The organism is Pseudoroseicyclus sp. H15 (genome assembly GCF_054353345.1).
This window is the reverse complement of sequence record NZ_JBTHJE010000006.1, coordinates 92122-112916: the sequence shown is the minus strand read 5'-3', so window position 1 is coordinate 112916 and position 20795 is coordinate 92122. Positions and strand designations below refer to the sequence as shown.

Annotated in this window: 19 protein-coding genes; 2 read left to right on the top strand and 17 right to left on the bottom strand. The window is 68.4% G+C overall.

Going from position 1 to position 20795, the window contains the following annotated elements:
* Positions 1 to 78 precede the first annotated feature (78 nt).
* The 12 genes from ACXN5S_RS14450 to ACXN5S_RS14395 all read right to left on the bottom strand — a co-directional run bounded on the left by ACXN5S_RS14450 (position 79) and on the right by ACXN5S_RS14395 (position 13988).
* The gene (locus tag ACXN5S_RS14450) at positions 79 to 1641 is read right to left on the bottom strand and encodes a peptide ABC transporter substrate-binding protein (RefSeq protein ID WP_458606166.1); all 1563 of its coding nucleotides are present in this window, start codon (positions 1639 to 1641) and stop codon (positions 79 to 81) included.
* A 4-nt stretch (positions 1642 to 1645) separates the two neighbouring features.
* Complete coding sequence (locus tag ACXN5S_RS14445; RefSeq protein WP_458606165.1) at positions 1646 to 2653, bottom strand: ABC transporter ATP-binding protein; 1008 nt, start codon at positions 2651 to 2653, stop codon at positions 1646 to 1648.
* Complete coding sequence (locus tag ACXN5S_RS14440; RefSeq protein ID WP_458606164.1) at positions 2650 to 3663, bottom strand: ABC transporter ATP-binding protein; 1014 nt, start codon at positions 3661 to 3663, stop codon at positions 2650 to 2652. The genes ACXN5S_RS14445 and ACXN5S_RS14440 overlap by 4 nt, the downstream gene beginning before the upstream one ends.
* Positions 3660 to 4853, bottom strand: coding sequence for an ABC transporter permease (locus tag ACXN5S_RS14435; protein ID WP_458606163.1), 1194 nt, complete (start codon positions 4851 to 4853; stop codon positions 3660 to 3662). The genes ACXN5S_RS14440 and ACXN5S_RS14435 overlap by 4 nt, the downstream gene beginning before the upstream one ends.
* Positions 4850 to 5803: an ABC transporter permease gene (locus tag ACXN5S_RS14430; protein ID WP_458606162.1), complete on the bottom strand. Its 954-nt coding sequence runs from the start codon at positions 5801 to 5803 to the stop codon at positions 4850 to 4852. Before ACXN5S_RS14430 ends, ACXN5S_RS14435 begins: the two co-directional genes overlap by 4 nt.
* The gene (locus tag ACXN5S_RS14425; RefSeq protein ID WP_458606161.1) at positions 5796 to 6425 is read right to left on the bottom strand and encodes a helix-turn-helix domain-containing protein; all 630 of its coding nucleotides are present in this window, start codon (positions 6423 to 6425) and stop codon (positions 5796 to 5798) included. The genes ACXN5S_RS14430 and ACXN5S_RS14425 overlap by 8 nt, the downstream gene beginning before the upstream one ends.
* A 184-nt stretch (positions 6426 to 6609) precedes the next feature.
* Positions 6610 to 7824 carry an OpgC family protein gene (locus tag ACXN5S_RS14420; protein WP_458606160.1) on the bottom strand — a complete coding sequence of 405 codons (1215 nt, stop codon included), beginning with the start codon at positions 7822 to 7824 and terminating at the stop codon, positions 6610 to 6612.
* On the bottom strand, positions 7811 to 9598 hold the full coding sequence (gene mdoH, locus ACXN5S_RS14415; RefSeq protein ID WP_458606159.1) for a glucans biosynthesis glucosyltransferase MdoH: 1788 nt from the start codon (positions 9596 to 9598) through the stop codon (positions 7811 to 7813). The genes ACXN5S_RS14420 and mdoH overlap by 14 nt, the downstream gene beginning before the upstream one ends.
* Positions 9591 to 9767, bottom strand: coding sequence for a hypothetical protein (locus ACXN5S_RS14410; RefSeq protein ID WP_458606158.1), 177 nt, complete (start codon positions 9765 to 9767; stop codon positions 9591 to 9593). Before ACXN5S_RS14410 ends, mdoH begins: the two co-directional genes overlap by 8 nt.
* Positions 9764 to 11356: a glucan biosynthesis protein gene (locus ACXN5S_RS14405; protein ID WP_458606157.1), complete on the bottom strand. Its 1593-nt coding sequence runs from the start codon at positions 11354 to 11356 to the stop codon at positions 9764 to 9766. The genes ACXN5S_RS14410 and ACXN5S_RS14405 overlap by 4 nt, the downstream gene beginning before the upstream one ends.
* A gap of 227 nt (positions 11357 to 11583) precedes the next feature.
* Complete coding sequence (locus ACXN5S_RS14400; RefSeq protein WP_458606156.1) at positions 11584 to 13212, bottom strand: alkaline phosphatase family protein; 1629 nt, start codon at positions 13210 to 13212, stop codon at positions 11584 to 11586.
* Positions 13209 to 13988 carry a CDP-alcohol phosphatidyltransferase family protein gene (locus tag ACXN5S_RS14395; RefSeq protein WP_458606155.1) on the bottom strand — a complete coding sequence of 260 codons (780 nt, stop codon included), beginning with the start codon at positions 13986 to 13988 and terminating at the stop codon, positions 13209 to 13211. The genes ACXN5S_RS14400 and ACXN5S_RS14395 overlap by 4 nt, the downstream gene beginning before the upstream one ends.
* A 101-nt stretch (positions 13989 to 14089) precedes the next feature.
* Here ACXN5S_RS14395 and ACXN5S_RS14390 point away from each other — a divergent pair, with 101 nt between their 5' ends.
* The gene (locus ACXN5S_RS14390; protein ID WP_458606154.1) at positions 14090 to 14656 is read left to right on the top strand and encodes a cytochrome b; all 567 of its coding nucleotides are present in this window, start codon (positions 14090 to 14092) and stop codon (positions 14654 to 14656) included.
* Here ACXN5S_RS14390 and ACXN5S_RS14385 read toward each other — a convergent pair.
* A complete protein-coding gene (locus ACXN5S_RS14385) occupies positions 14653 to 15408 on the bottom strand; it encodes an endonuclease/exonuclease/phosphatase family protein (RefSeq protein WP_458606153.1) in 756 nt (251 codons plus the stop codon). The two genes, ACXN5S_RS14390 and ACXN5S_RS14385, sit on opposite strands and share 4 nt — an antisense overlap.
* Before the next feature lie 80 nt (positions 15409 to 15488).
* Between ACXN5S_RS14385 and ACXN5S_RS14380 the strand changes: the two genes are divergently transcribed.
* Positions 15489 to 16421 (top strand): lysylphosphatidylglycerol synthase transmembrane domain-containing protein, encoded by a 933-nt coding sequence (locus ACXN5S_RS14380; protein WP_458606152.1) that lies wholly within the window; start codon positions 15489 to 15491, stop codon positions 16419 to 16421.
* A 10-nt stretch (positions 16422 to 16431) separates the two neighbouring features.
* Here ACXN5S_RS14380 and ACXN5S_RS14375 read toward each other — a convergent pair whose 3' ends face one another.
* The 4 genes from ACXN5S_RS14375 to ACXN5S_RS14360 form a co-directional block, all read right to left on the bottom strand.
* On the bottom strand, positions 16432 to 17469 hold the full coding sequence (locus ACXN5S_RS14375) for a zinc-dependent alcohol dehydrogenase family protein (RefSeq protein WP_458606151.1): 1038 nt from the start codon (positions 17467 to 17469) through the stop codon (positions 16432 to 16434).
* A gap of 129 nt (positions 17470 to 17598) precedes the next feature.
* On the bottom strand, positions 17599 to 19122 hold the full coding sequence (locus ACXN5S_RS14370; protein ID WP_458606150.1) for a tripartite tricarboxylate transporter permease: 1524 nt from the start codon (positions 19120 to 19122) through the stop codon (positions 17599 to 17601).
* Between the two features lie 28 nt (positions 19123 to 19150).
* Positions 19151 to 19603 (bottom strand): tripartite tricarboxylate transporter TctB family protein, encoded by a 453-nt coding sequence (locus ACXN5S_RS14365; protein ID WP_458606149.1) that lies wholly within the window; start codon positions 19601 to 19603, stop codon positions 19151 to 19153.
* 67 nt (positions 19604 to 19670) lie between these two features.
* Positions 19671 to 20648, bottom strand: coding sequence for a tripartite tricarboxylate transporter substrate binding protein (locus tag ACXN5S_RS14360; RefSeq protein ID WP_458606148.1), 978 nt, complete (start codon positions 20646 to 20648; stop codon positions 19671 to 19673).
* Positions 20649 to 20795 lie beyond the last annotated feature (147 nt).

Here is a 20795-nt window from a genome sequence, read left to right as displayed (position 1 = left end):
CCTTTGGGGAAGGGGCGCCCGGCGAGGGGCGCCCCGGTGCTTTTGTGAGGGGCGCCCCGAAGGGCGCCCCCGAGCCGCTTACTCAGAGATGGTCACGTCGCGGAAGTAGGGGACGTTCAGCGTCGAACGCCAGAACCCTTCAACCTCGGGCGACATCATCATGTAGGCGTAGCGGTGGTACATCGGCAGGATGATGTGATCGTTCATGAGGATCGCCTCGGCCTCGCGCATGTCGGCCAGCGATTCCGCCTCGTCCGTCGCGGCCTTGGCGGCGGCGATCTCGGCGTCGTATTCCTCGTTCTGCCAGCCAGCCAGGTTGTTCGGGCTGTCGGACAGGAAGATGTCGAGGAAGGTCATCGGGTGCGGGTAATCGGCGCCCCAGCCCATCTGCGCGATCTGGTATTCCACCTTCTGCACTTCGGGGTAGTAGACCTGCCATTCGCTGGCCTGGATCTCGACGTCGATGTTGAGGTTGGCCTTCCACATCTGCTGGATGGCCTCGATGATGCGCTCGACCGGCGGCGAGGAGTAGGTGACGAACACCGTCTCCGGGAAGCCTTCGCCGTCCGGGTAGCCGGCCTCGGCCAGCAGCTCCTGCGCGGCCTCGACCTCGGCCGTGGGGGCCAGGCCGAAGGTGTCGGTCCCGTCGCGGAAGTCTTCGCCGTCGATGGTCATGCCGTAGGGCACGAGGGCGAGGGCCGGGACGTCGGCGGATTGCATGACGAAGTCGATCAGCTCCTGCCGGTCGATCGCCATGGAAAGCGCCTGGCGGACCTTCACGTCATCGAGCGGGGCGACGGCGGGGTTGAAGAAGGCGTAGGTGGTGCCGAGCGAGGGCACGACCATGAAGCCTTCATCCGACGCCATGAGGCGCGGGATTTCCGGCGCCGGCACCGCTTCGATCCCGTCGACCTGGCCGGACTCGTAGGCCGTCAGCGCCGTGGTCGGCTCGGGGATGAGGCGGAAGGTCAGCGTGTCGAGCGAGACGCTCTCCGCATCGTAGTACTCGGGGTTCTTCTCGAAGACGACGCTTTCGCCGAAGTTGAACTCGGAGACCTTGAACGGGCCGTTGCCGATGAACGTCTCGGGCGAGCGCGTCCAGCCTTCGGGATCGGCCTCCACCATGTCTTCCCGGACGGGGAAGAAGTTGGTGTAGGTGAGCAGCTGCATGATGTAGGGCACGCGCTGCGCGAGCGTGAAGGTGAAGGTCTTGTCGTCGGGCGCCGAGATGGCGACGTCGCCGGTGGCACCGTTGGCGTAGTAGGCCTCGGCACCGTCGATGAGGTAGAACATCGCCGGGTTCATGGCGCCGGCGGCCGGGTCGAGCACGCGGGTCCAGGCATAGACGAAATCCTGCGCCGTGACGGGCTGGCCGTCGGACCAGTTGGCGTCGCGCAGGTGGAAGGTGTAGGTCAGCCCGTCCTCGGAGACCTCCCAGCTTTCGGCCATCGCGGGCTCGATCTCGCCGGCTTCGTTGAAGCGCACGAGGCCTTCGAAGGTGTTGCCGATGATCGGCGCCGCGAAGGTCTCCGACGTCAGGCCGGGGTCGTAGGTGGCGCTTTCGTTGTTGACCACGTAGGTCAGATCCCCTGCCGCCATAGCGGGCGCGCCAAAGGCGGCCGCGAAGGCGAGGGGGAGCATGAGGTTACGCATTCTCTCTCTCCGGGTTGGTGATGGGAGTGGTGGGTGCCGACGCATCGGCATGGTGGCAGGCGGCCAGATGGCCCCCGCCAAAGTCGCGCGGCTCGGGCTCGACCTTCGCGCAGATCTCGCTGGCCAGCGGGCAGCGGGTGCGGAAGCGGCAGCCCGAGGGCAGGTCGAGCGGGCTCGGCACCTCGTCGGTCGCCGGGGGCGCATCCTTGCGGACGGCGGGGTCGGGCACGGGAATGGCCGAGAGGAGGAGCCGCGTGTAGGGGTGGCGGGGTCGGGCATAGAGCTCGGCGGCGGGCGCCAGCTCCACCAGCTTGCCGAGATACATCACGCCGATGCGGTCGGCGATGTGGCGCACCATGGAGAGGTCATGCGTGATGAAGAGGTAGGTCAGGCCAAGCTTGGCCTGCAGATCCTCCAGCATGTTCACGACCTGCGCCTGGATCGAGACGTCGAGCGCCGAGATCGGCTCGTCGCAGATCACCAGATCGGGGTCGAGCGCGATGGCCCGCGCGATGCCGATGCGCTGGCGCTGGCCGCCGGAGAACTCGTGCGGGTAGCGCCCGGCATGGGCGGCGGAGAGGCCGACGGTCTCCAGAAGCTCGTTGGCCCGCTCGCGGCGCTGGGCCGGGGTGCCGATCTTGAGGATATCGAGCGGCTCGGTGATCAGCTCGCGCACGCTCATGCGCCCGTCGAGAGAGGCGAGCGGGTCCTGAAAGATCATCTGGATGCGGCGGCGGAAGGGGCGCAGCTCGGCTTCGCTGAGGTGCGTGATGTCGGTGCCGTCGAAGATCACCCGCCCGCCGGTCGGCTCGTAGAGGCGGATGATCGAGCGGGCGAGGGTCGACTTGCCGCAGCCCGACTCGCCGACGAGGCCCAGCGTCTCGCCCTTCTGGATCGAGACGGTGACGCCATCGACGGCGCGCAGCTTGGCGGGCTTGGAGAAGAGGCCGCCGCCGACGTTGAAATGCTGGGCGAGGCCCTCGAGCTGCAGAAGGCTCATGCGGCGTCCTCCGTGTTGTAGGGCGCGCGGGCGGGGGCCGCCTCGTCCATCAGCCAGCAGCGCGAGCGGTGGGCCGGGCCGCCTGCCTCGTAGAGCCGGGGCATCTCTTCGGCGCAGATGCGCATCGCCACCGGGCAGCGCGGCGCGAAGGGGCAGCCCTTCGGCGGGTCGCTCATGTCGGGCGGCGTGCCGGGGATGGGGGAGAGGCGGCCCTCTCCCGCCGTGCGCGGATCGGGGATCGAGGCCATGAGGCCGCGCGTGTAGGGGTGGCGGGGCAGGGCGAAGATCTCGGCGACCGGCGCCTCCTCCATCACCATGCCGCCATACATGACCATGACGCGGTCGGCGGTCTCGGCGATCACGCCAAGGTCGTGGGTGATGAGGATCACCGCCATGCCGAGCCGGCCCTGCAACTCCTTGATCAGGCTCAGGATCTGCCGCTGGATGGTGACGTCGAGCGCCGTGGTTGGCTCGTCGGCAATCAGCAGCTTCGGCTCGCAGGCGAGGGCAATCGCGATCATGACGCGCTGGCGCATGCCGCCGGAGAACTCGTGCGGATAGGCATCGACGCGGGTGGCGGCGGAGGGGATGCGCACCATCTCGAAGAGCTCGACGGCGCGGGCGCGGGCGGCCTTTTTGCCGATCTTGCGGTGCCGCAGGATCGTCTCCATCACCTGCTCGCCCACGGTCAGCGTGGGGTTGAGCGACGACATCGGGTCCTGGAAGATCACGCCGATCTCGTTGCCTCTGAGATCGGTCAGCGCGTCTTCATCCAGCTCCATCAGGTCGCGCCCGGCAAAAAAGGCGCTGCCCCCCTCGATGCGGCCCGCGCGCTTCAAAAGCCGCAGGATGGACATGCAGGTGACCGACTTGCCCGAGCCGCTTTCGCCCACGATGCCGAGGATCTCGCCGGGCTTCACGGTCAAGTCCACGCCCCGCACCGCCTGCACCCGCCCGCGCGAGGTGTGGAACGAGGTCGTGAGGCCGGTGACGTTCAGAAGCTCGGTCATTGGCGCAGCCTCGGGTCGAGCGCATCGCGCAGGCCATCGCCTAGGAAGTTGAAGGCGAACATGGTCAGCGAGATGGCGGTGGCGGGGAAGAAGAGCTGGTGCGGGTAGCGGCGCAAAGTCTCCACCGCGTCGGAGGTGAGCGTGCCCCAGCTCGCCTGCGGCGGCGTCACGCCGAGGCCGATGAAGCTCATGAAGCTCTCGATGAAGATCGCCGAGGGGATCAGCATCGTCGCCGTCACGAGGATCGGGCCGATGGTGTTGGGTAGCAGGTGCTTGGCCATGATCCACCGCGTCGGTGCGCCCATGGTGCGGGCGGCGGCGACGTAATCCTGGCTCTTGAGGGTGAGGATCTGGCCGCGCACGATACGCGCCATATCCACCCAGAAGACGGTGCCGATGGCCAGCATCACCGAGATGAGGCCCGATTGCAGGACCACCATCATCAGGATGACGTAGAGCGTGAGCGGAATGGTCGAGATGATCTCGACGATGCGCATCATCACGAGGTCGACCTTGCCGCCGAGATAGCCTGAGAGCCCGCCATAGGTGACGCCGATGACGAAGTTCACCAGCGTCGCGACGAAGGCCACCATCAGCGAGATGCGCGCGCCGTAAAGCTGGCGCACCAGCACGTCGCGGCCGAGCTGATCGGTGCCGAAAAGATAGGTGCGGTTCCACTTGGTCGGCCCGGGGGAGAGGCCGGGGCCGCCCTCCTGCTGCAGGACGGGGGGCAGGGAGGAATAGTCGAGCACCACCTCGGCGCCGCCGACCTGCCAGACCGTCTGCCGGTTGATCATGTCCTTGCGCCCGCCGGGCAGGAGGCCGGTGACATGGCCATCCTCATCGACGCTGTAGAGGTTGAGGTTGCCGGTGTTGACGAAAACGAGCTGCCGCTCTTCGGCGCCGCCGACCTCCTGCGTTTTCAGGATGGGCGGCAGGTTGGCGAGCGAGAGGTTCTGCGCCCGGTAGGAATGGGGCGAGAGCATCGGCCCGAAGATCGCGGCCAGCACGAGCAAGATGATGAAGATCAGCCCCGCCATGGCCGGCTTGTTCTGCGCGAGGCGCGCGCGCACGTCCTGCCAGTAGGTTCGCACCGGGGCGGCGATGATCTCGGCGGCGTCGTCCTCGCGCTCGAGCAGGGCCCAGCGGGGGTCGTCGAGAGGCGCGAGGGTGGGGGTCAGCTCGGTCATGCCCGCCTCCGGTAGTCGATGCGCGGGTCGAGCCAGACGTAGAGCATGTCGACGATGAAGATCATCAGCATCAGGAACGCCGCGTAGAAGATGGTGATGCCCATTATGGCGGTGTAATCGCGGTTGGTGATCGACAGCACGAAATGCCGCCCGATGCCGGGCAGGGCGAAGATCTGTTCGATCACGAACGAACCCGTCAGCAGGTTGGCGATGACCGGCCCCATGATGGTGACGACGGGGATCAGCGAATTGCGCAGCCCGTGCTTGATGAGGATCTTGCGGCGCTTCAGCCCCTTGGCCCGCGCCGTCGTCATGTAATCCTGATCGAGCGTCTCCAAGAGCGACGAGCGGGTGAGCCGGGCGATGAAGCTCAGCCAAAAGCCCGAGAGCGCGAAGACGGGCAGGAAATAGCCGCGCCAGTCATCGAGCCCGAAGGCCGGCACCCAACCGAGGCGGAGCGCGAAGATGTAAAGGCAGACCGTGGCGATGACGTAGGAGGGGATGGCCGCGCCGATGGTGGCGATGGTCATCACCGCGGTGTCCGGCCAGCGGTTGCGGTTGAGCGCGGCGGCGACGCCGAGCGGCACGCCGAGCGCGACGACGCAAAGGACGGCGAGGAGGCCGGTCTGCGCGGTGACGGGCAGGCCCTCGGCGATCATCTCGTTGACGCTCATGCCCGGGTACTTGAACGACGGGCCGAGATCGAAAGTGATCACGCTGCCGAGGTAGTTCAGATACTGCCGCCAGATGGGCTCATCGAGCCCGTACTTGGCGTTAAGCGCCGCCTCGATCTCCGGCGCCAGCATCTTTTCCGAGACGAAGGGCCCGCCGGGGACGGCATGCATGAGGAAGAAGGTCAGCGTGATGACGGCCCAGAGCGTCACGAGCATCAGGACGAGGCGCTGGCCCACGTAGGCCAGCGGCAGGCGGGAGAGGGCGCCGTTAGCCACGGGGAGTGTCCTCCTGCCGCAGGCGCAGCACCGGAGAGGTGCCGAGCCAGAAGATCACCGCCGCCTCGGTGGCGGAAGTGTTGAAGGCCTGGTGCCGCATGTCGGAGCGGAAGTGCAGCGTGTCGCCGGGGGTCAGCGCGTGGGGCTGGCCCTCGATCTCGAAGCGGACCTCGCCGGTCTCCAGCTGCACGAATTCCTCGCCGTCATGGCGGTCGATCTCGCCCACGAAGCCGGGGGGCAGGGTGATGCGGAAGGCGGAGAAGGTGGCGCCGGGGAAGTCGCCGTGGAGGCGCTGATAGGTCATGCCGCCGTCGTTGATCCACGTCGTCTCGCGATTCTCGGCGCGGTTTACGATGCCCGAGCCGTGGGGGACGGGCATGAACTGGCCGACCTCGACACCGAGCGCATGGGCGATGCGGGTGAGGGAGGAGAGCGAGGGGGTGGCGATGTCACGCTCGATCTGGCTGAGATAGCCGACAGAGAGGCCAGAGGCGTCGCCGAGCGCCTGCAAAGTCAGGTTCTGGCGTCGGCGGACAGCGCGGACGAGCGCGCCGATCTTGGGGCGCGCCGGGACGCTGGAGACATCGTGGGTAAGGTCCGGCGGGGCGGTGACGTCTGACAAGGGCAGCCTCGAACTCTGGCGGGCGCCGCGAGCGGTCACCGATCTGTCATCAGGCTGGCATCTAAAAAAGTTAGATTCAAGAAAAAGGTTTTAGGTTTTGGGTGTGAGTGCGCTCGGCCCGCCCTGATGGGCGGGCTCGCGGCGGCGATGGGGAAATATGCAGGCGGCGGGAGACGGCCCCGGCTCAGGGAGGCGGAGCAGCGCCTGCTTGCCGGGCCGCCCGGGCCGATCCTGCCCCCGAGCGGCCGAGATCCTTTACCCAGGCGAGCACGAAGCTGATCGCGAGGGCGAGGGGCGGCAGCGCCCAGGCGGGCCAGGTCTCATCGGGTTCGACCCGCATAACGATCTGGCCCAAGAGCGCCAGCGCGGTGCCGGCGGCGAAAACGAGCAGGCCCTGCCGGCCGAGCAGGCGCAGCGGCGCGGCAACCCAAGTGGCGGCGGCGCGGCGCACGATGGACAGGCAGGAGAGCACGTAGACCAGCGCGAGGATATGCAGCAGGCGCGGGAAGCCGAGGTAGGTCTTCGTGTGCGTCACCATGTTCGGCGGCACGCCCAGCTCACCCAGCTGCCACATGCGGTGGTTCATGGCTTCGCCGAGGCCGGGGACCAGACGCCAGGCGAGGGTGAAGAGGAGGAAGGCCGCAGCGAGCACCAGCAGCACGGGGTTGGCGCGCAGTAGGGGGCGGCCCTGCCGCTGGCGGATGCCGATCATCAGGCCGATGACGAAGATGCATTGCCAAGTCATCGGCGAGAAGAACCAGCCGCCGCCGCCCGGCCAGTTGGGCAGGTTCCAGCGCCAGAGCCCGGCGAAATACCAAAGCAAGAGCGACACGGCGATCACCGCCCAGGGCCAGCGCAGCCCGGCCCAGAGCGCCAGGGGCGCGCCGAGCAGCAGCACGATATAGGCCGGCAGGATGTTCACATAGCCGATCTGGTAGCTCAGAATCAGTAGCCCCTGCAGCGCCTCGCGGGGCGCGCTATAGATAAGCCCCGTGTTATGGATCGTGTTGAACTCCGCCCGCCAGAAGGTGCCGGCGGCCCAGGCGAAGGCCGCGAGCGCGAAGACGGTCAGGAAGATCTGCACGAGGTAGAGCGTCCACGCCCGCAACCAGAGCGGGGCGACGGCGCGCCAGAGTGAGGCCTCGCCGCGCCTCGCCCGCTCGAAACCGCCGGAATAGGCGAGGCCGGCGGCGATACCGGACATGACGAAGAACGCTTCCGCCGCGTCGGAGAAGCCGAAGTTGCGGATGGTGCCGGCTTCGTAGGGATTGCCGGGCATGTGGTCGATGAGGATCATCACCAGCGCCAGGCCGCGGAACGCGTCGATGCGCGGGTTACGCTCGCCGCGCGGCAGCGGCGAGGCTGGGGCGCTTGTCCGCGCCGGCTTAGATCGCCGCATGGCTGCCCGCCTCCGCCGCATGGCCCGGGGCCGGCGTCCAGCTCCAGCGATCCAGATAGGCCCGGTAGCGGGCGACGACGGGGGGCAGGCTCACCTCTTCGGGCACGCGGAACAGCCAGCGGGGGCCGGGGGCAGAGCTGCCGGCGATGAGCAGCGGCGCCGCGATCATCGGCAGCGCCACCGGCAGCAGCCAGGGCGCCAGCGTCGGGGCCAGGTGGAAGGCGGCGACGATGAGCGCGACGCCCCAGGCCGTGATGCGGCGCCCGGCGACCCAGCCCTCGGCCAGCGACATACGCGCGCCGTCGCGCGTCGTCGCGGGCCAGCCGCCGTCATGCCCGGCCAGCACCTCGCCCACCGCGCGCGACTGATAGACGAGCATCAGGGGGGCGATCAGCGTTGAGAGGAATATCTCGGCAAGCATCGACAGAAGCGCACGCAACGCACCACCAAAACCGCGGGCGCGGCGAGAGAGGGCGGCGCCGGCGCAGATGGCGATCTTGGGCAGAAAGAGCAGCCCGCCGATGCCCGCGGCGAGGCCGACGATCTGGCTGGTGCGGTCGTCGGGGAACGCCGGGAAGAGGTTGTAGGCCTCGGGGAAGTAGTCGGGCGAGGGCGTGGTGATCGTCGCGAGAACAGAGGCGGCAAGGAAGGCGCCCCAGAAGATGGCGACGAGATAAGCGATGATGCCTTGGAGGAAGACGAAGCGGCTCCACGGGCGCAGGCCGGGCGCGAAGAGCAGGCGGATGTGCTGCAGATTGCCCTGGCACCAGCGCCGGTCGCGGCGGGCGTAGGCGACGATATCCTCTGGGCCCTCCTCGTAGGAGCCATCGAGCCGGTCATCCACTTCCACCCGCCAGCCGCCGCGTGCGAGGAGGGCCGCCTCGACGTAATCGTGGCTGAGGATGGTGCCGCCGAAGGGGGGGCGCCCGCTCAGCACCGGCAGGCCGCAGCATTCTGCCATGGCGCGCACGCGGACGATGGCGTTGTGGCCCCAGAACGGGCCGGCGCCGGCCTGCATCCGCGCAAGGCCGCGGGCGAAAACGGGCGAGTAGAAGCCGGCGGAGAACTGCATGGCCCGCCCGAAGATCGAGCGGGCGCCGATGATGCGCGGCAGCGTCTGCAGCAGGCCGAGGCGCGGGTCGGCATCCATCCGCAGGATCATCTGGCGGATCGTCGCGCCCTCCATCAGGCTGTCGGCGTCGAGGATCAGCGCGTAGTCATAGGCGGCGCCGGAGCGGCGGATGAAATCCTCAACATTGCCGGCCTTGCGGCCCCGGTTGTCGCTGCGGCGACGGTAGAAGATGCGGCCCACGCCGCCCGTCCGCTCCAGCAGCAGCGCGAAGGCCGCCATTTCCTGCGCGGCGGCGGGGCCATCGCGCGTGTCGGAGAGGACGGCGATGTCGAGGTCGAGCCCGGCCTCGCGGGCGGAGGCATCCATCGCGGCGATGCGGGCGAAGACCGGCCCCGGGTCTTCGTGGCAGATCGGAAGGAGCAGCACGGTGCGCCCGGCGGGCTCTGCGGCGGTGCGGGGCGGGGCGCTGCGGTGGCGCGGCAGGCCCACGAGCACCTGCGCCGCGCCCCAGGCGAGCCAGGCGGTGGTGAGCAGGATCAGGGCCACACGGATGCCGTCCCAGACCGAAAAGTGGTCTGCCGCCGAGGCTTGCGCGAGGATCAGCGCCGCCCCCAGCCCGCAGATGCCGGCAAAGCCGAGCGCCAAGCTGCGGGCGAGGACCGGCTGCGCGCCGGGAGAGGCGGCGGCGGTATTGCTACGCATTCACATCCCGCACCGGCCACAGACGGCGGAGTGACCAGCCCCGGCGGGCCGGCTCGAGCACCTGGCGCGGCATGTCGATCGGCGCATCGGGCGGCGCCCAGAGGGCGCTCTCGCCAGTGGGCAGCTCGGCGGCGATGAAGGTGAGGGAGGCGGGCGTATTCATGGTCATGGCTGCATCCACTGGTAAAGCCAGGTCTCGGACAGCGGCTCGTCGTCGAGCGTGAGCGCCGCGCGCAGCTCGACAATGCCGCCTTCCGGCCCCTGCACCTCGATCACGAGGCGCCAGAGACCGGTGCCGCGAACGGGGAACAGCGCGCTTTCCAAAATCTGCCCTCCCCCTGCGGTCACATCGGCCTCAACGCCCGACCCGCCATCGAGTTCAGCCAGCCGGCCGCCTTCGAAGTCGATCACGAACTTTCGCCGGTCGGTCAGGGGCTCAACGCCGGCAAAACCGCCGTGGCCGGAAAGCGTGCGCACGATTTGGGCGGTTTGCGAACGATCTGGGCCGGGTTCCATCCCCCAGTGCAGGCGGTAGGCGAACTCGCGCTCGTCCCCCGCGGCGGCGCCGGCCTCGGGCACCCAGAAGGCGACGATGTTGTCATTGGCTTCCAGCGTCGAGGGCAGCTCGATCAGGCGCACAAAGCCCTGGCCCCAATCGCCGATGGGTTCGACCCGCAAGCTGGGGCGCCGCTCGTAGAAGGCGCCTGAATCGAGGTAGTCGCCGAAATCGCGCTGGCGTTGATACAGGCCGAAGCCGCGCGGGTTGTAGGCGCCGATGAAGGAATTCGCGAGATGCGGCGGGTTGTTCAGCGGGCGCAGGAAGTCCTCGGCGTCCGTCTCGAGCAGCAACACTTCGCTGTCATGCACGGCGGCGCGGAAATCGTCGAACTCGCCCTCGTCGCCGGGCCCGAAGAGATACATCGAGGTCAGCGGCGCGACGCCGATCTGGTCGACCGCCTCGCGGAAGAACAGGCGGGCGGTCACCTCCATCTGCGTCGTCTCGCCGGGGCGCAGCACGAAGCGGTAAGCGCCGGTAACGGAGGGGCTGTCGAGCGAAGCGTAGATCACCACGCGGTCAGCGTTGTCAGCCGGGCGCTCGACCCAGAAGGCGCTGAAACGGGGGAATTCCTCGTCGCGGCCCATCGCCGTGTTGATCGCCAGGCCCCGGGCGGAAATGCCGAAGACGTTGTCCTTCCCCAGAGCGCGGAAGTAGCTCGCGCCGAGGAAGGAGACGAGCTCATCGTAATGGCCGGGCGTGTTGAAGGGCGCGTTGATGCGGAAGCCGGCGACACCGGGCAGGGGCTGGGTGGCATCCTCCGGCACCGCCTCGGCGAGGTCGCCGCGATACTGGAAATCGGCATAGGTGAAGGTGATCGGTCGGGCGCTGCCGTCCGTGACCTCATAGAGCTCCACCGGCTCGGCGAAGAGCCAGCCGAGGTGGTAGGCATGCAGCTCGAACGGGGCATCCTCGCCCTTCCAGCGGGCCTGGGCTGGGTCGAACTGGATGAGGCGGTAGGAATCGTAATCGAGCTCGCCGAGGCCGGGGTCGGGGATCTCTGGCGCGCGGTAGGCGCTGCGGCTTTTCGTGCGCATCCGGTCGGTCAAGATGTCGAAAGAGAACGCCTCTCCGGCGGCCCCGTCTTGCGCGAAGGCCGGGCCCAGCCCGGCACCGGCAAGAGCCCCCGCCATGAGGCCGATGGACTGTCGCCGCGACAGGGGAAGTGTCGTGAACCCGTTGCCAAGGCGCAGATTTTTCATGGAAGGTCTTTCGTTTCGAGAATCGGAGGCATCCGTTCTCCTCCAAATTGTGCATCTGCAGAAAAAACGTAAGTCCGCCGATGCCGCACCGGCGAAATTTCGCGCTTCACGGTGGGTTAGCGGGTGCTCGGCCCCTGCACCGGAAGGGGCAAGTGACTAAGAAACCGGCAGGCCGAGAATGCGAAGCCTCGGCATCGCGACCGGGTGGCGGCGGCCTGATCGGGCGATCACTCCTCGGCGCCGCTCGTATAGGCGGCGATGAAGCGGTTGCGGAATTCGTCCATCCGCCAGGGCTCAAGATCATCGGCGGGCACGAGACCCTCGGTCCATCCCCAGCCCTCCAGCGGCGCCAGCGCCTCCGGCGGGCCGATGATGTGCATAGGCACGTCGTAGCTGTCGCTCAGCGAAATCCAGTCCGCCGTCTGATGGTCGCCGAGGATGATGATGAGCGGCCCCTCCGGCGCAGTGCGCTCGGCATAGGAGAAGGCAGCATTGAGCGCGTAGTCGATGGCCTTGCGGTATTGCTCGCGCACCCGGTCGCGGTCACGCCAGACCACCGCCGGCGTATCCCCCGCGCCGTCATAGGGCGCATAGACGCTGCCGTCGCCGACATCCTCCCACGGGATCATCTCGGGGATCGGCGTGAAGGGCGCGTGAGAGGAGATGAGGGCGATCTGGGCGAAGAGCGGGCGCCGCTCTTCCACCGGCTCGGTGCGGAAGATGCGGTCGAAGGCGGTGAGCGTGAACTGGTCGGGCATCGTCACCCAGTTGAAAGGCGGGCCCTGGTAGCCGAGCTGGGTGGAATTGCGGATGGAGTCGAAGCCCATCAGCTCGCCCTCGGGCCAGTCATAGCTGATCGCCGGCATCACCGCCGCCGTGTGAAACCCCGCCTCGCGGGCGAGATGAAAGAGCGTGCGGCGCGGGCTGGCGAGCATGGCGCGGTAGCGGGTCTGGTCGGGCGTCCAGAGGCCGGAGGAGATCGAGGCATGGGCCAGCCAGCTCTGCCCGCCGCGCATTGGCGCCGTCAGCCAGCCGGAGCGCATGGCGAGGCCATCGCCGGCCATGCGCTCGGCGGCGGCCTGCATCGTGGGGACATGCACCTCGGCGTGGTAGGGCACGTCGATGCTCGCCCGACCGTAGCTCTCGACATAGAGGATCAGCACGTCGCGCCCGGCGAGCCGGTCGAACAGGCCCTCGCCGTCGCCATAGCGATCGCTCCGCGCGGCGGCGGCGAATTCGGCGAGCTGCGTGCCGGTGCGCCGCGCCTGCGCGATGCGCTCCATCGCCACCCGGGCGGTGAAGGCGGTGCCCGGCGGGTCGAACGGCAGCTCCCAGTGCCGGCGCTTGTCGCCCACCTCTGCGATGACGAGCACCGTGGCGGCGACGGCGGCGAGCGCGCCGGCCAGCTTGAGCGGCACGCCGGGGATGGTGACGCGCGACCACACGCCCGTCGCCCACCAGAGCAGCCAGGTGACGAGGGCGATGACAGCCAGCGCGCCGAGGACGGCGGCAGCAGCAACCGGGATGCCCACCGCGCCCGAGCCGAGCCGCCAGGCCGCTGGCAGCAGGTACATATCGACCATCGGGTTGAAGCTGCGCCCGTAGGCCAGCTGCGTCGCGTAATCGGTACCCTTCAGGACGGCGAGAAACGCGAGCACCGCCACCAGCGCCACGCGGATCACCCGCGTGATTGTCGCTTGCGACGGCAGCACGACCAGGCCCAGCAAGATCGCCGGCAGCTCCAGCGGGAAGAGCCGCAGCGCGCCCCATGTCATCGCACCTGGGTGGTTGGGCTGGATCAGCACGAGGAAGAGTACGCCGGCTGCGAGGGCAAGGCGCAGAGGGGTCAAGATCACGCTGAATGGGCCTGCTTGTAGAGCCAGACGATGTCGCGCCCGAAGGAGAACGCCAGCAGCGCCGCCGCGACCGTGGCCGCGATGTAGCCCAGCGCGTCGGGCAGGATCGGCGCGTGCAGCGCGATCAGCGTGCCCAGCTGGATGACGCAGATCGTCTTGCGCATCAGGCTCGGCGGCAGCGGGGCGGCCAGCCACGGCAGCACCCAGCTCGCGACGAGGAAGGCATAGCGCGCGAGACCCAGCACCAGCACGAACGGCCCCGCGGCGTCACCCAGCCAGGCCAGCAACGCCAGCACGAGCGCGAGAAGGGAGTCGATCTCCATATCGAACCGTGCCCCGAAGGCGGAGGCGAGGCCGTCGCGCCGGGCGAGCCAGCCATCCACCCCGTCGAGCGACAGGGCCAACAGGCCGGTCGCGAAGACAGCCCAGCTTACGGTCGGGTCGGCGAGGGTGGCGGGGGCGGCCAGCGGCAGGGCGATGATGCAGGTGAGGCTGCCGCGCAGATAGGTGACGCAATTGCAGGCACCGAACCGCTCGTGCCCGAAGCTCTGCCGACCGGTCGCCCAGAGCAGCGCCCCGATGGTTGCCGCCATCGCCGCGGCCATCAGCAGCACCAGCAGGCGCCCGGCCTCCAGCGCGGGGCGGAGGGCGTCGAAGGCCTGTATACCAGCGGCGACGAGGGCGAGATGGACGGCGGACATGCCGAGCATTCCGGCCATCGGGCCCGGCACCACAGGCCGGCTCCGCCGCGTCAGCTCTGTGGATCGCCCGGACATCGCCATCAGAAATAAAGTTAACGCCGCGGGTGCGAAGTCAAGCCCGGCATTGATGCCCCGGCGAGCCGCGCCTACGCTCGGGGCAGCGATCAGGGGGCGACATGACCGACAGGGCGACCATCGAGAACCGCGGGGCAGGGCGCTATCGCGGGCCTGCACAGGCGCTGCACTGGCTGACGGCGCTGCTGATCCTCTCCACCATTCCGGCGGGCATCATTATGGTCGAGGAGGGCATCAGCCGCTCGACGCAGGACGCCCTTTACCTCTGGCACAAGAATGCCGGCGTGGTGATCTTCCTGCTCGTGGTGGCGCGGCTGATCTACCGGGCGATGCATCCCGCCCCGCCGCTGCCCGCCAGCCTGCCGCGGCTGCAGGAGCTGGTCGCCATCGCCACGCACTGGCTGCTCTACGCGCTGGTGCTGGTGATGACGATCTCGGGCTATATCCGCGTCAAGGCAGGCGGCTTCCCCATCGAGATGCTCGATGCGCTGGGCGTGCCCTCGCTGGTGCCGCGCAGCGATGACCTTGCCGAGACGGCGCAGGCGGTGCACCTCACCGTGCGATATGCGCTCGTCCTGCTGATCCTGATGCATATCGGCGCGGCGCTCTATCACCTGATTGTCCGCAAAGACGGCGTCTTCCAGCGCATGTGGCCCGGCCGCCGCTAGAACGGTGCGATGCGGGCCCGGATGGGGCGATGGTCGGACGCTGCTCGGATGCCCGGGCCGTCGAGCACCTCGAGCCCGCTGACCGCGCCGGGCACGTCGCAGAGAATGCGGTCGAGCGGCAGGATGGGGCGACGCACGGGGAAGCTCGGCGCCGAGGGGCCGGTCAGGCGGCAACCGGTGACGCGCGGCGAGAAGGCCAGCCCGCCCCAGGGCCGCCATTCGTTGAGATCGCCCATCAGCACGCTCGGCATGCGCGGGCGGCGGAAGATGTATTGCACCAGCGTGCGCATCTGAACGATCCGAAGGGCCTGGCCCAGTGACAGATGGGTACAGAGGATACGCAGGAGGCCGTCCGGCGCCTCCGCCTCCACCGCGATGGCGCCGCGGTGACAATGACCGGGCAGGTCGATGACGTCGGCATGTGTGATCCGCCAGCCCGGCGGCAGGAAGAGGATCGAGCCGAGAAAACCGTCGCTCTCTGCCCCCCAGCGCAGGCTGGGCCGGTCGTGGACAGAGCGCAGCCCGGTGGCCGCCTCGATGGCCGGGATGTCGAGGATGCGCCCGTGCGGCGGCACTTCGTCGTCGGCCTCCTGCAACCCGAGGATGTCGGCGCTGCCCGTCGGGCAGACCTCATCGGCTAAGGTGCGCAGGATACGGCCCGGATCGACGCGCCCATCGCCGCCGCGCCCCCGGTGCACGTTCCAGGAGACGGCCCTGAGGGCTGCCGGCTTTGCTGCTCCGTCTGCCGTCACGCTTGGGACCTTCCTGCTTGCGGGCAAGGGACACAAGGATTGCGCTTGCCCCGGCGACGCCCGCGTCGATAGTGCCGGGAATGGCTCCTTCCTTGCAACGTCTCGGCCGCATCGCCCGGCTTCTTCTGCCGGTGGCGCTGCTCGTCTGGCTTTGGCACGCGACCGACGGGCGCGAGGTGCTGAGCCTTCTGCGCGCGGCGGACCCTCTGCTGCTGGCCTTCGCGGTCGCTGCCATCCTCATCCAGAACACGCTATCGGCGCTGCGCTGGCGGTTCACGGCGGCGCGGCTGGGCCAGCTCATCGCGCGCAGGCGGGCGGTGACGGAGTACTTCCTGTCGCAGTTCCTCAACATGACGCTGCCCGCGGGCGTGCTCGGCGATGCCGGCCGCGCGGTGCGGGCGCGAGAGGGGGTGGGGCTGGTGAAGGCGGGGCAGGCAGTGGTCATCGACCGGATGGTCGGGCAGGTCGCGCTTTTCGCCGTGCTGCTCGTGGGCCTCTCAGTCGTTGGCCTGACGGGCGGCGCCGGGCGCTGGCCCCATTGGGTGCCGCCACTGGCACTGGCCATCGCGGGCGGTATCGTCGGGGTGGTGCTCGCCCTCGTCCTCCTCGCCCGGCTCCACGGGCGGGTAGGGCGCGCGGTGGCGGGGTTCGTGGGAGGCGTGCAAGCGGCGGTGCTCGCGCGCCGGGCCTGGCCGTGGCAGGCCGGGGTCAGCCTGGCCATTGTCGCCTGCAACCTCGGTGCCTTTGCGCTCTGCGGCGCCGCGACCGGCACCACGCTGCCGCCGCTGGCAATCGTGACCATCCTGCCGCTCATCCTCGCCACCATGGTGATCCCCATCTCGGTCGCCGGCTGGGGCGTGCGGGAGGGTGCGGCGGCGGCCCTCTGGCCGGTGCTCGGCGAAAGTGCCGAGGCGGGCATCGCCGCCTCGGTCGCGCTGGGGATGGTGATCCTGCTGGGCTCGCTGCCCGGTGTGCTGGTGTTGCTGGCGCCCGCGCCGCGGGCGCGCGCTTAGGGCAGCCCCTTCAGAACCGGGTGATGACCGTGGCGCCGACGGAGCGGAAGCTGTCCATCGCCATCAGGGCCCCCGGCGCCTCCGTGAGGGAGATCTGGTTGCCGACGAGGCGCGCCGGGTCGAGCTTGCCGCTGGCGACCATGTCGAGCATCGCGCCATAGCGGTGCGCCTGCATCCCGTGCGAGCCGAGAAGCTCGATCTCCTGCCCGACGATCCGCGGCATCGGCACGGCGGGGGCGGCATGTTCGCCGAGCATCAGGCCTACCTGAATGTGCTTGCCGCGTGGCCTCAGGCACAGGATCGAATTGGTCATCGTTACCGTATGCCCCAGCGCATCGAGCGAGACATGCGCGCCGCCGCGGGTAATTTCGTGGATGACCTCGGGCACGTCACCCTCCCGCCCGTCGATCACGGCCACCGCCCCCAGCTCCCGCGCCAGCGCCAGCTTGGCGGGGTCGAGATCCACCCCGATGACATTCGCGCCCGCCGCCGCGGCGATCATGACGGCCGAGAGGCCGACGCCGCCACAGCCATGTACCGCCACCCATTGCCCCGCGCGGACCTTGCCCTGATCGATGACCGCCCGAAACGACGTCGCAAACCGGCAGCCGAGGCTGGCCGCGGTGGCGAAGTCCATGGCCTCGGGCAGGGCCACGAGGTTCAGGTCGGCTTGGTGGATGGCGACGTATTCGGCGAAGGAGCCCCAGTGGGTGAAGCCCGGTTGCTCCTGATGCAGGCAGACCTGCTGCTGCCCGGCCTGGCACTCCCTGCAACTGCCGCAGCCGCAGATGAACGGAACGGTCACCTTGTCGCCGGCCTTCCAATTGGTCACGTCCTTGCCGACGGCCTCGACGATGCCGGCCAGCTCGTGCCCCGGAACATGCGGCAGCTCGATGTCGCTGTCGTGCCCCATCCAGCCATGCCAGTCGCTGCGGCAGACGCCGGTGGCGGCGACCTTCAGGACAACGCCATGCGGGGCCGGGCTGGGGTCGTCCACCGTGGCAAGCCTCGGCTCTTCGCGGAAGTGCTCGTAGAGGACAGCTTTCATGGTGGGGCCTTTCCGTTCTGCCTGCGACTATGGCCGGACGCCGGCAGAGCGGTCCACTCGGAATTTGCTTGGCTGTGCCTCTTGGTGCTGGTGACCAACCGGTTCCGACAGGTCGGCTGACGACGCCCCTCAGGACAGCAGGTCGCTCGACGGGTTGGGGCCAGAGGCGTGGCGGCGCTTGGGCAGCAAGTACCAGACGAGGAAGCCGGAGAGGATCAGCAGCAGGATCGCGATGGGGTGGCGGAAGACGATGAACCAGTCGCCATTCGCGATCCGCACCGTCTGCACGATGCTCGCCTCGAGCTGTGGGGTCAGGATGAAGGCCACGATGAAGGCAATGAACGGGTAGCCGAAGCTCACCATTGCATAGCCGCAGATCGAGGCGCCGGTCATGAAGACCACCCCCATCGGACTGCCGGTGATCAGGTACATGCCGGTGGCGCAGATCACGAGCGCAGAGGGGAAGACCACCGTCGACGGCGCCGAGATGACCTTGGCCCAGAGCCGCATGCCGAACTGGCCGACGAGCAGGTTGGCGAGGTTGGCCAGCAGCATCGCCCCGAAGAGCCCGTAGACCAGCCGCCCCTGGTTCTGAAAGAGGAACGGCCCCGGCTGCACGCCGTGGATCACCAGCGCGCCCACCAGAAGCGCCGCGCCGATGTTGCCGGGGATGCCGAGCGTCAGCAGCGGGATCAGGTTGGCCCCCACCACGGCGCTGTTGGCCGTCTCCGAGGCGGCGATGCCGCGCGGGTCGCCGGTACCGAACTTCTCGGGATCTTTGGCGAGCTGCTTGGTGACGGAATAGGAGATCATCCCCGCCGTAGACGAGCCGAGCCCCGGGATCGCCCCGATGACCGTGCCGATCACGAAAGCCCGGAAGGCGACGAGCCGGTTGACCCAGAGCTCCTTGAAGCTGACGCGCTGATCGCCCTTTTCCGAAACATCGAGCTTCGTGGTGCCACCGCCGTGGCGCTCGATCTTGGCAAGGTCGCGCACGATCACGGCGACGGCGAGCATGCCCAGTGCCAGGGGGCCAAGGGGAATGCCGTCATAAAGCTCGTAGGAGCCGAAGGTGAAGCGCGGCGTGGCATAGCCCGGGTCGAGCCCGACGGAGCCGAGCAGAAAGCCCAGGCCCACGGCAATAAAGCCCTTGATCATCGAATTGCCGACGAGGCCCGAGATCACCGTGAAGGCCAGCACCATCAGCGCGCAGATCTCCACCGGGCCCATCTTGAGGGCCACGAGAGCCAGCGGCGCCGCGACGAGGATCAGCACGATGTCTGACGAGACATCACCGAAGACGGAATAGTAGAGCGAATAGCGCATCGCCTTGCCCGCCTTGCCCTGCTTGGCCATCGGATGGCCGTCGAAGGTGGTCGCCGCTGCCTCTGCCGAGCCCGGCGTGTTGAGCAGGATCGCCGAGACGGCGCCGCCAACGGTGCCGCCCTTCGAGATCGAGATCAGAAAGGCCACGGCAGAGAGCGTGTCCATCGACAGGGTGAACGGGATGGCGATGGAGAGCGCCATCACCGTGCCGAGCCCGGGGATGGCCGCGATGATCTGGCCGATCAGAACGCCGATGATGATGTAGAACACCGTGACAAGGCTGAACGCATCGCTGAGGCCGGCAAGGATCGTCGCGAGATCGGGCATGTGAAGCTCCAGTAGGGCAGGGCGGCGGTCAGGGAAGCGGGCGGTCGAGCAGCTTCTCGAAGAAGAGCCAGACGCCGACGGGCACAGCAACGACGGCCACGAAGATCCAGAGCGGGCGGCGCTCGTTGACCACGAACATCAGGATGGCGATCAGTGCGATGGCGCCGACGAGGTAGCCGAACATCTCCATCAGCACGACCATGCCGAGCGTCAGCACCGAGACGAGTGCGAAGCGCCCGACCTCTCGCGCCGGGGGCAGGCTGGAGGTGCCGCTGGCAAAGATCGCCTGCGCCACGCCGCCGAGCAGCATGATCCACGCCCCGATCTGCGGAAAGAGCCGGGGGCTAGGGTGCTTGTCGCCATGCACCGCCACATTGGCCGGTATCCCCCAGATCAGCAGGTAAAGGCCGAAGAGGGCGATGAGCCCGCCCAGAACCCTGTCCAGCCGGGGCGAGCCCTTCGTTTCAACGTCTGCTGCCATGAAATCCCCCCGGGCGTCACGCGCGCCCCGATGGCGCGCGTGCCTCCTCGCCCTGTCGCCCTTCAGCTTACTGGTTCGCCTCGTCGGCGTAGAACTCGGCGAAATAGGCCGAGTCCTTCTCGATCATGGCGGTGATGCCGTCATGACCCGCATTGTAGGCGGTCTGGTCGTTGAGCGCCTGGAAGTCGGCGAAGGCGGGGGTGTTGACCGCTTCGTCGAGCGCTGTCTCAAGGCAGGTCTGGATCGCCGGGTCCATATTGGCCGGGGCGGCGACCAGCACGTAGCTGACGGCGCCGACGAAATCGTAGCCAAGATCCACGCTGGTGGGCGCATCCGGCGCGAAAGCCGCCGGCACTTCGCCCAAGGTGAAGAGTTGCTGCATCTCGCCTGAGCGGAGCTGCTGAACATGCCCGTTGCCGAGCAGCACCGCGTCGACATGGCCCCCGAGCACCTGGGCGAGCGAGCCAGAGGTGCCTTCCGACGGGACCGTCACGATGTTGACGCCCTCGCGCTCGCTAATCGCGTCGAAGAAGATATCGGAATCGTTGGTCGGCGAGGCGATGGTGAGGATGCCCTTCTCGCGGCCGTAGTCCATCATCTCTTCATAGGTGGTGAAGGGCATCGAGGTCAGGCTGGCCACACCCACGGGCGTCACCTGCGCGGTGCCGAGATAGGTGAAGTCATGGTAATCGTAGGGGCTGTCCGGGTTGCGGTTGGGCACCTTGGTGACCGAGCCGGTGCTGGTGATGCCGATGGTCCGGCCATCCGGCGGCTGCACCGCAAGCTGGGTCATCATCACGCTCGATCCGGCGCCGGGGCGGTTGGAGACGGAAACCGTCCAGCCCTGCTCTTCCTCAAGGATGGCAGCGAGCTGGCGCGAGATCAGGTCGGTCCCGCCGCCGGCGGCATAGCCGACCCAGAACTCGATCGGGCCGCCGGGGAAACCCTCGGGGCAATCGGCGGCCCGGGCCGCGGGGGCGGCAAGGGCACTGGCGGCTGCCAGTGCCAGCGCGCTGATGCGCATGGGTCCTGTCATGAATGTCATCGAAATCTCCTCCCTGTCGCGCCGTCCGGTCTGAAAGCCGGGTTGGCGCGCTTCCTGTGCTATAGCCATGCACAGCAATTCTCGTCGGCACAGCGGCCACTGCCCCCGTTTCTGCCAGTGAAACAGCCTGAGCACCTCATTGAATCG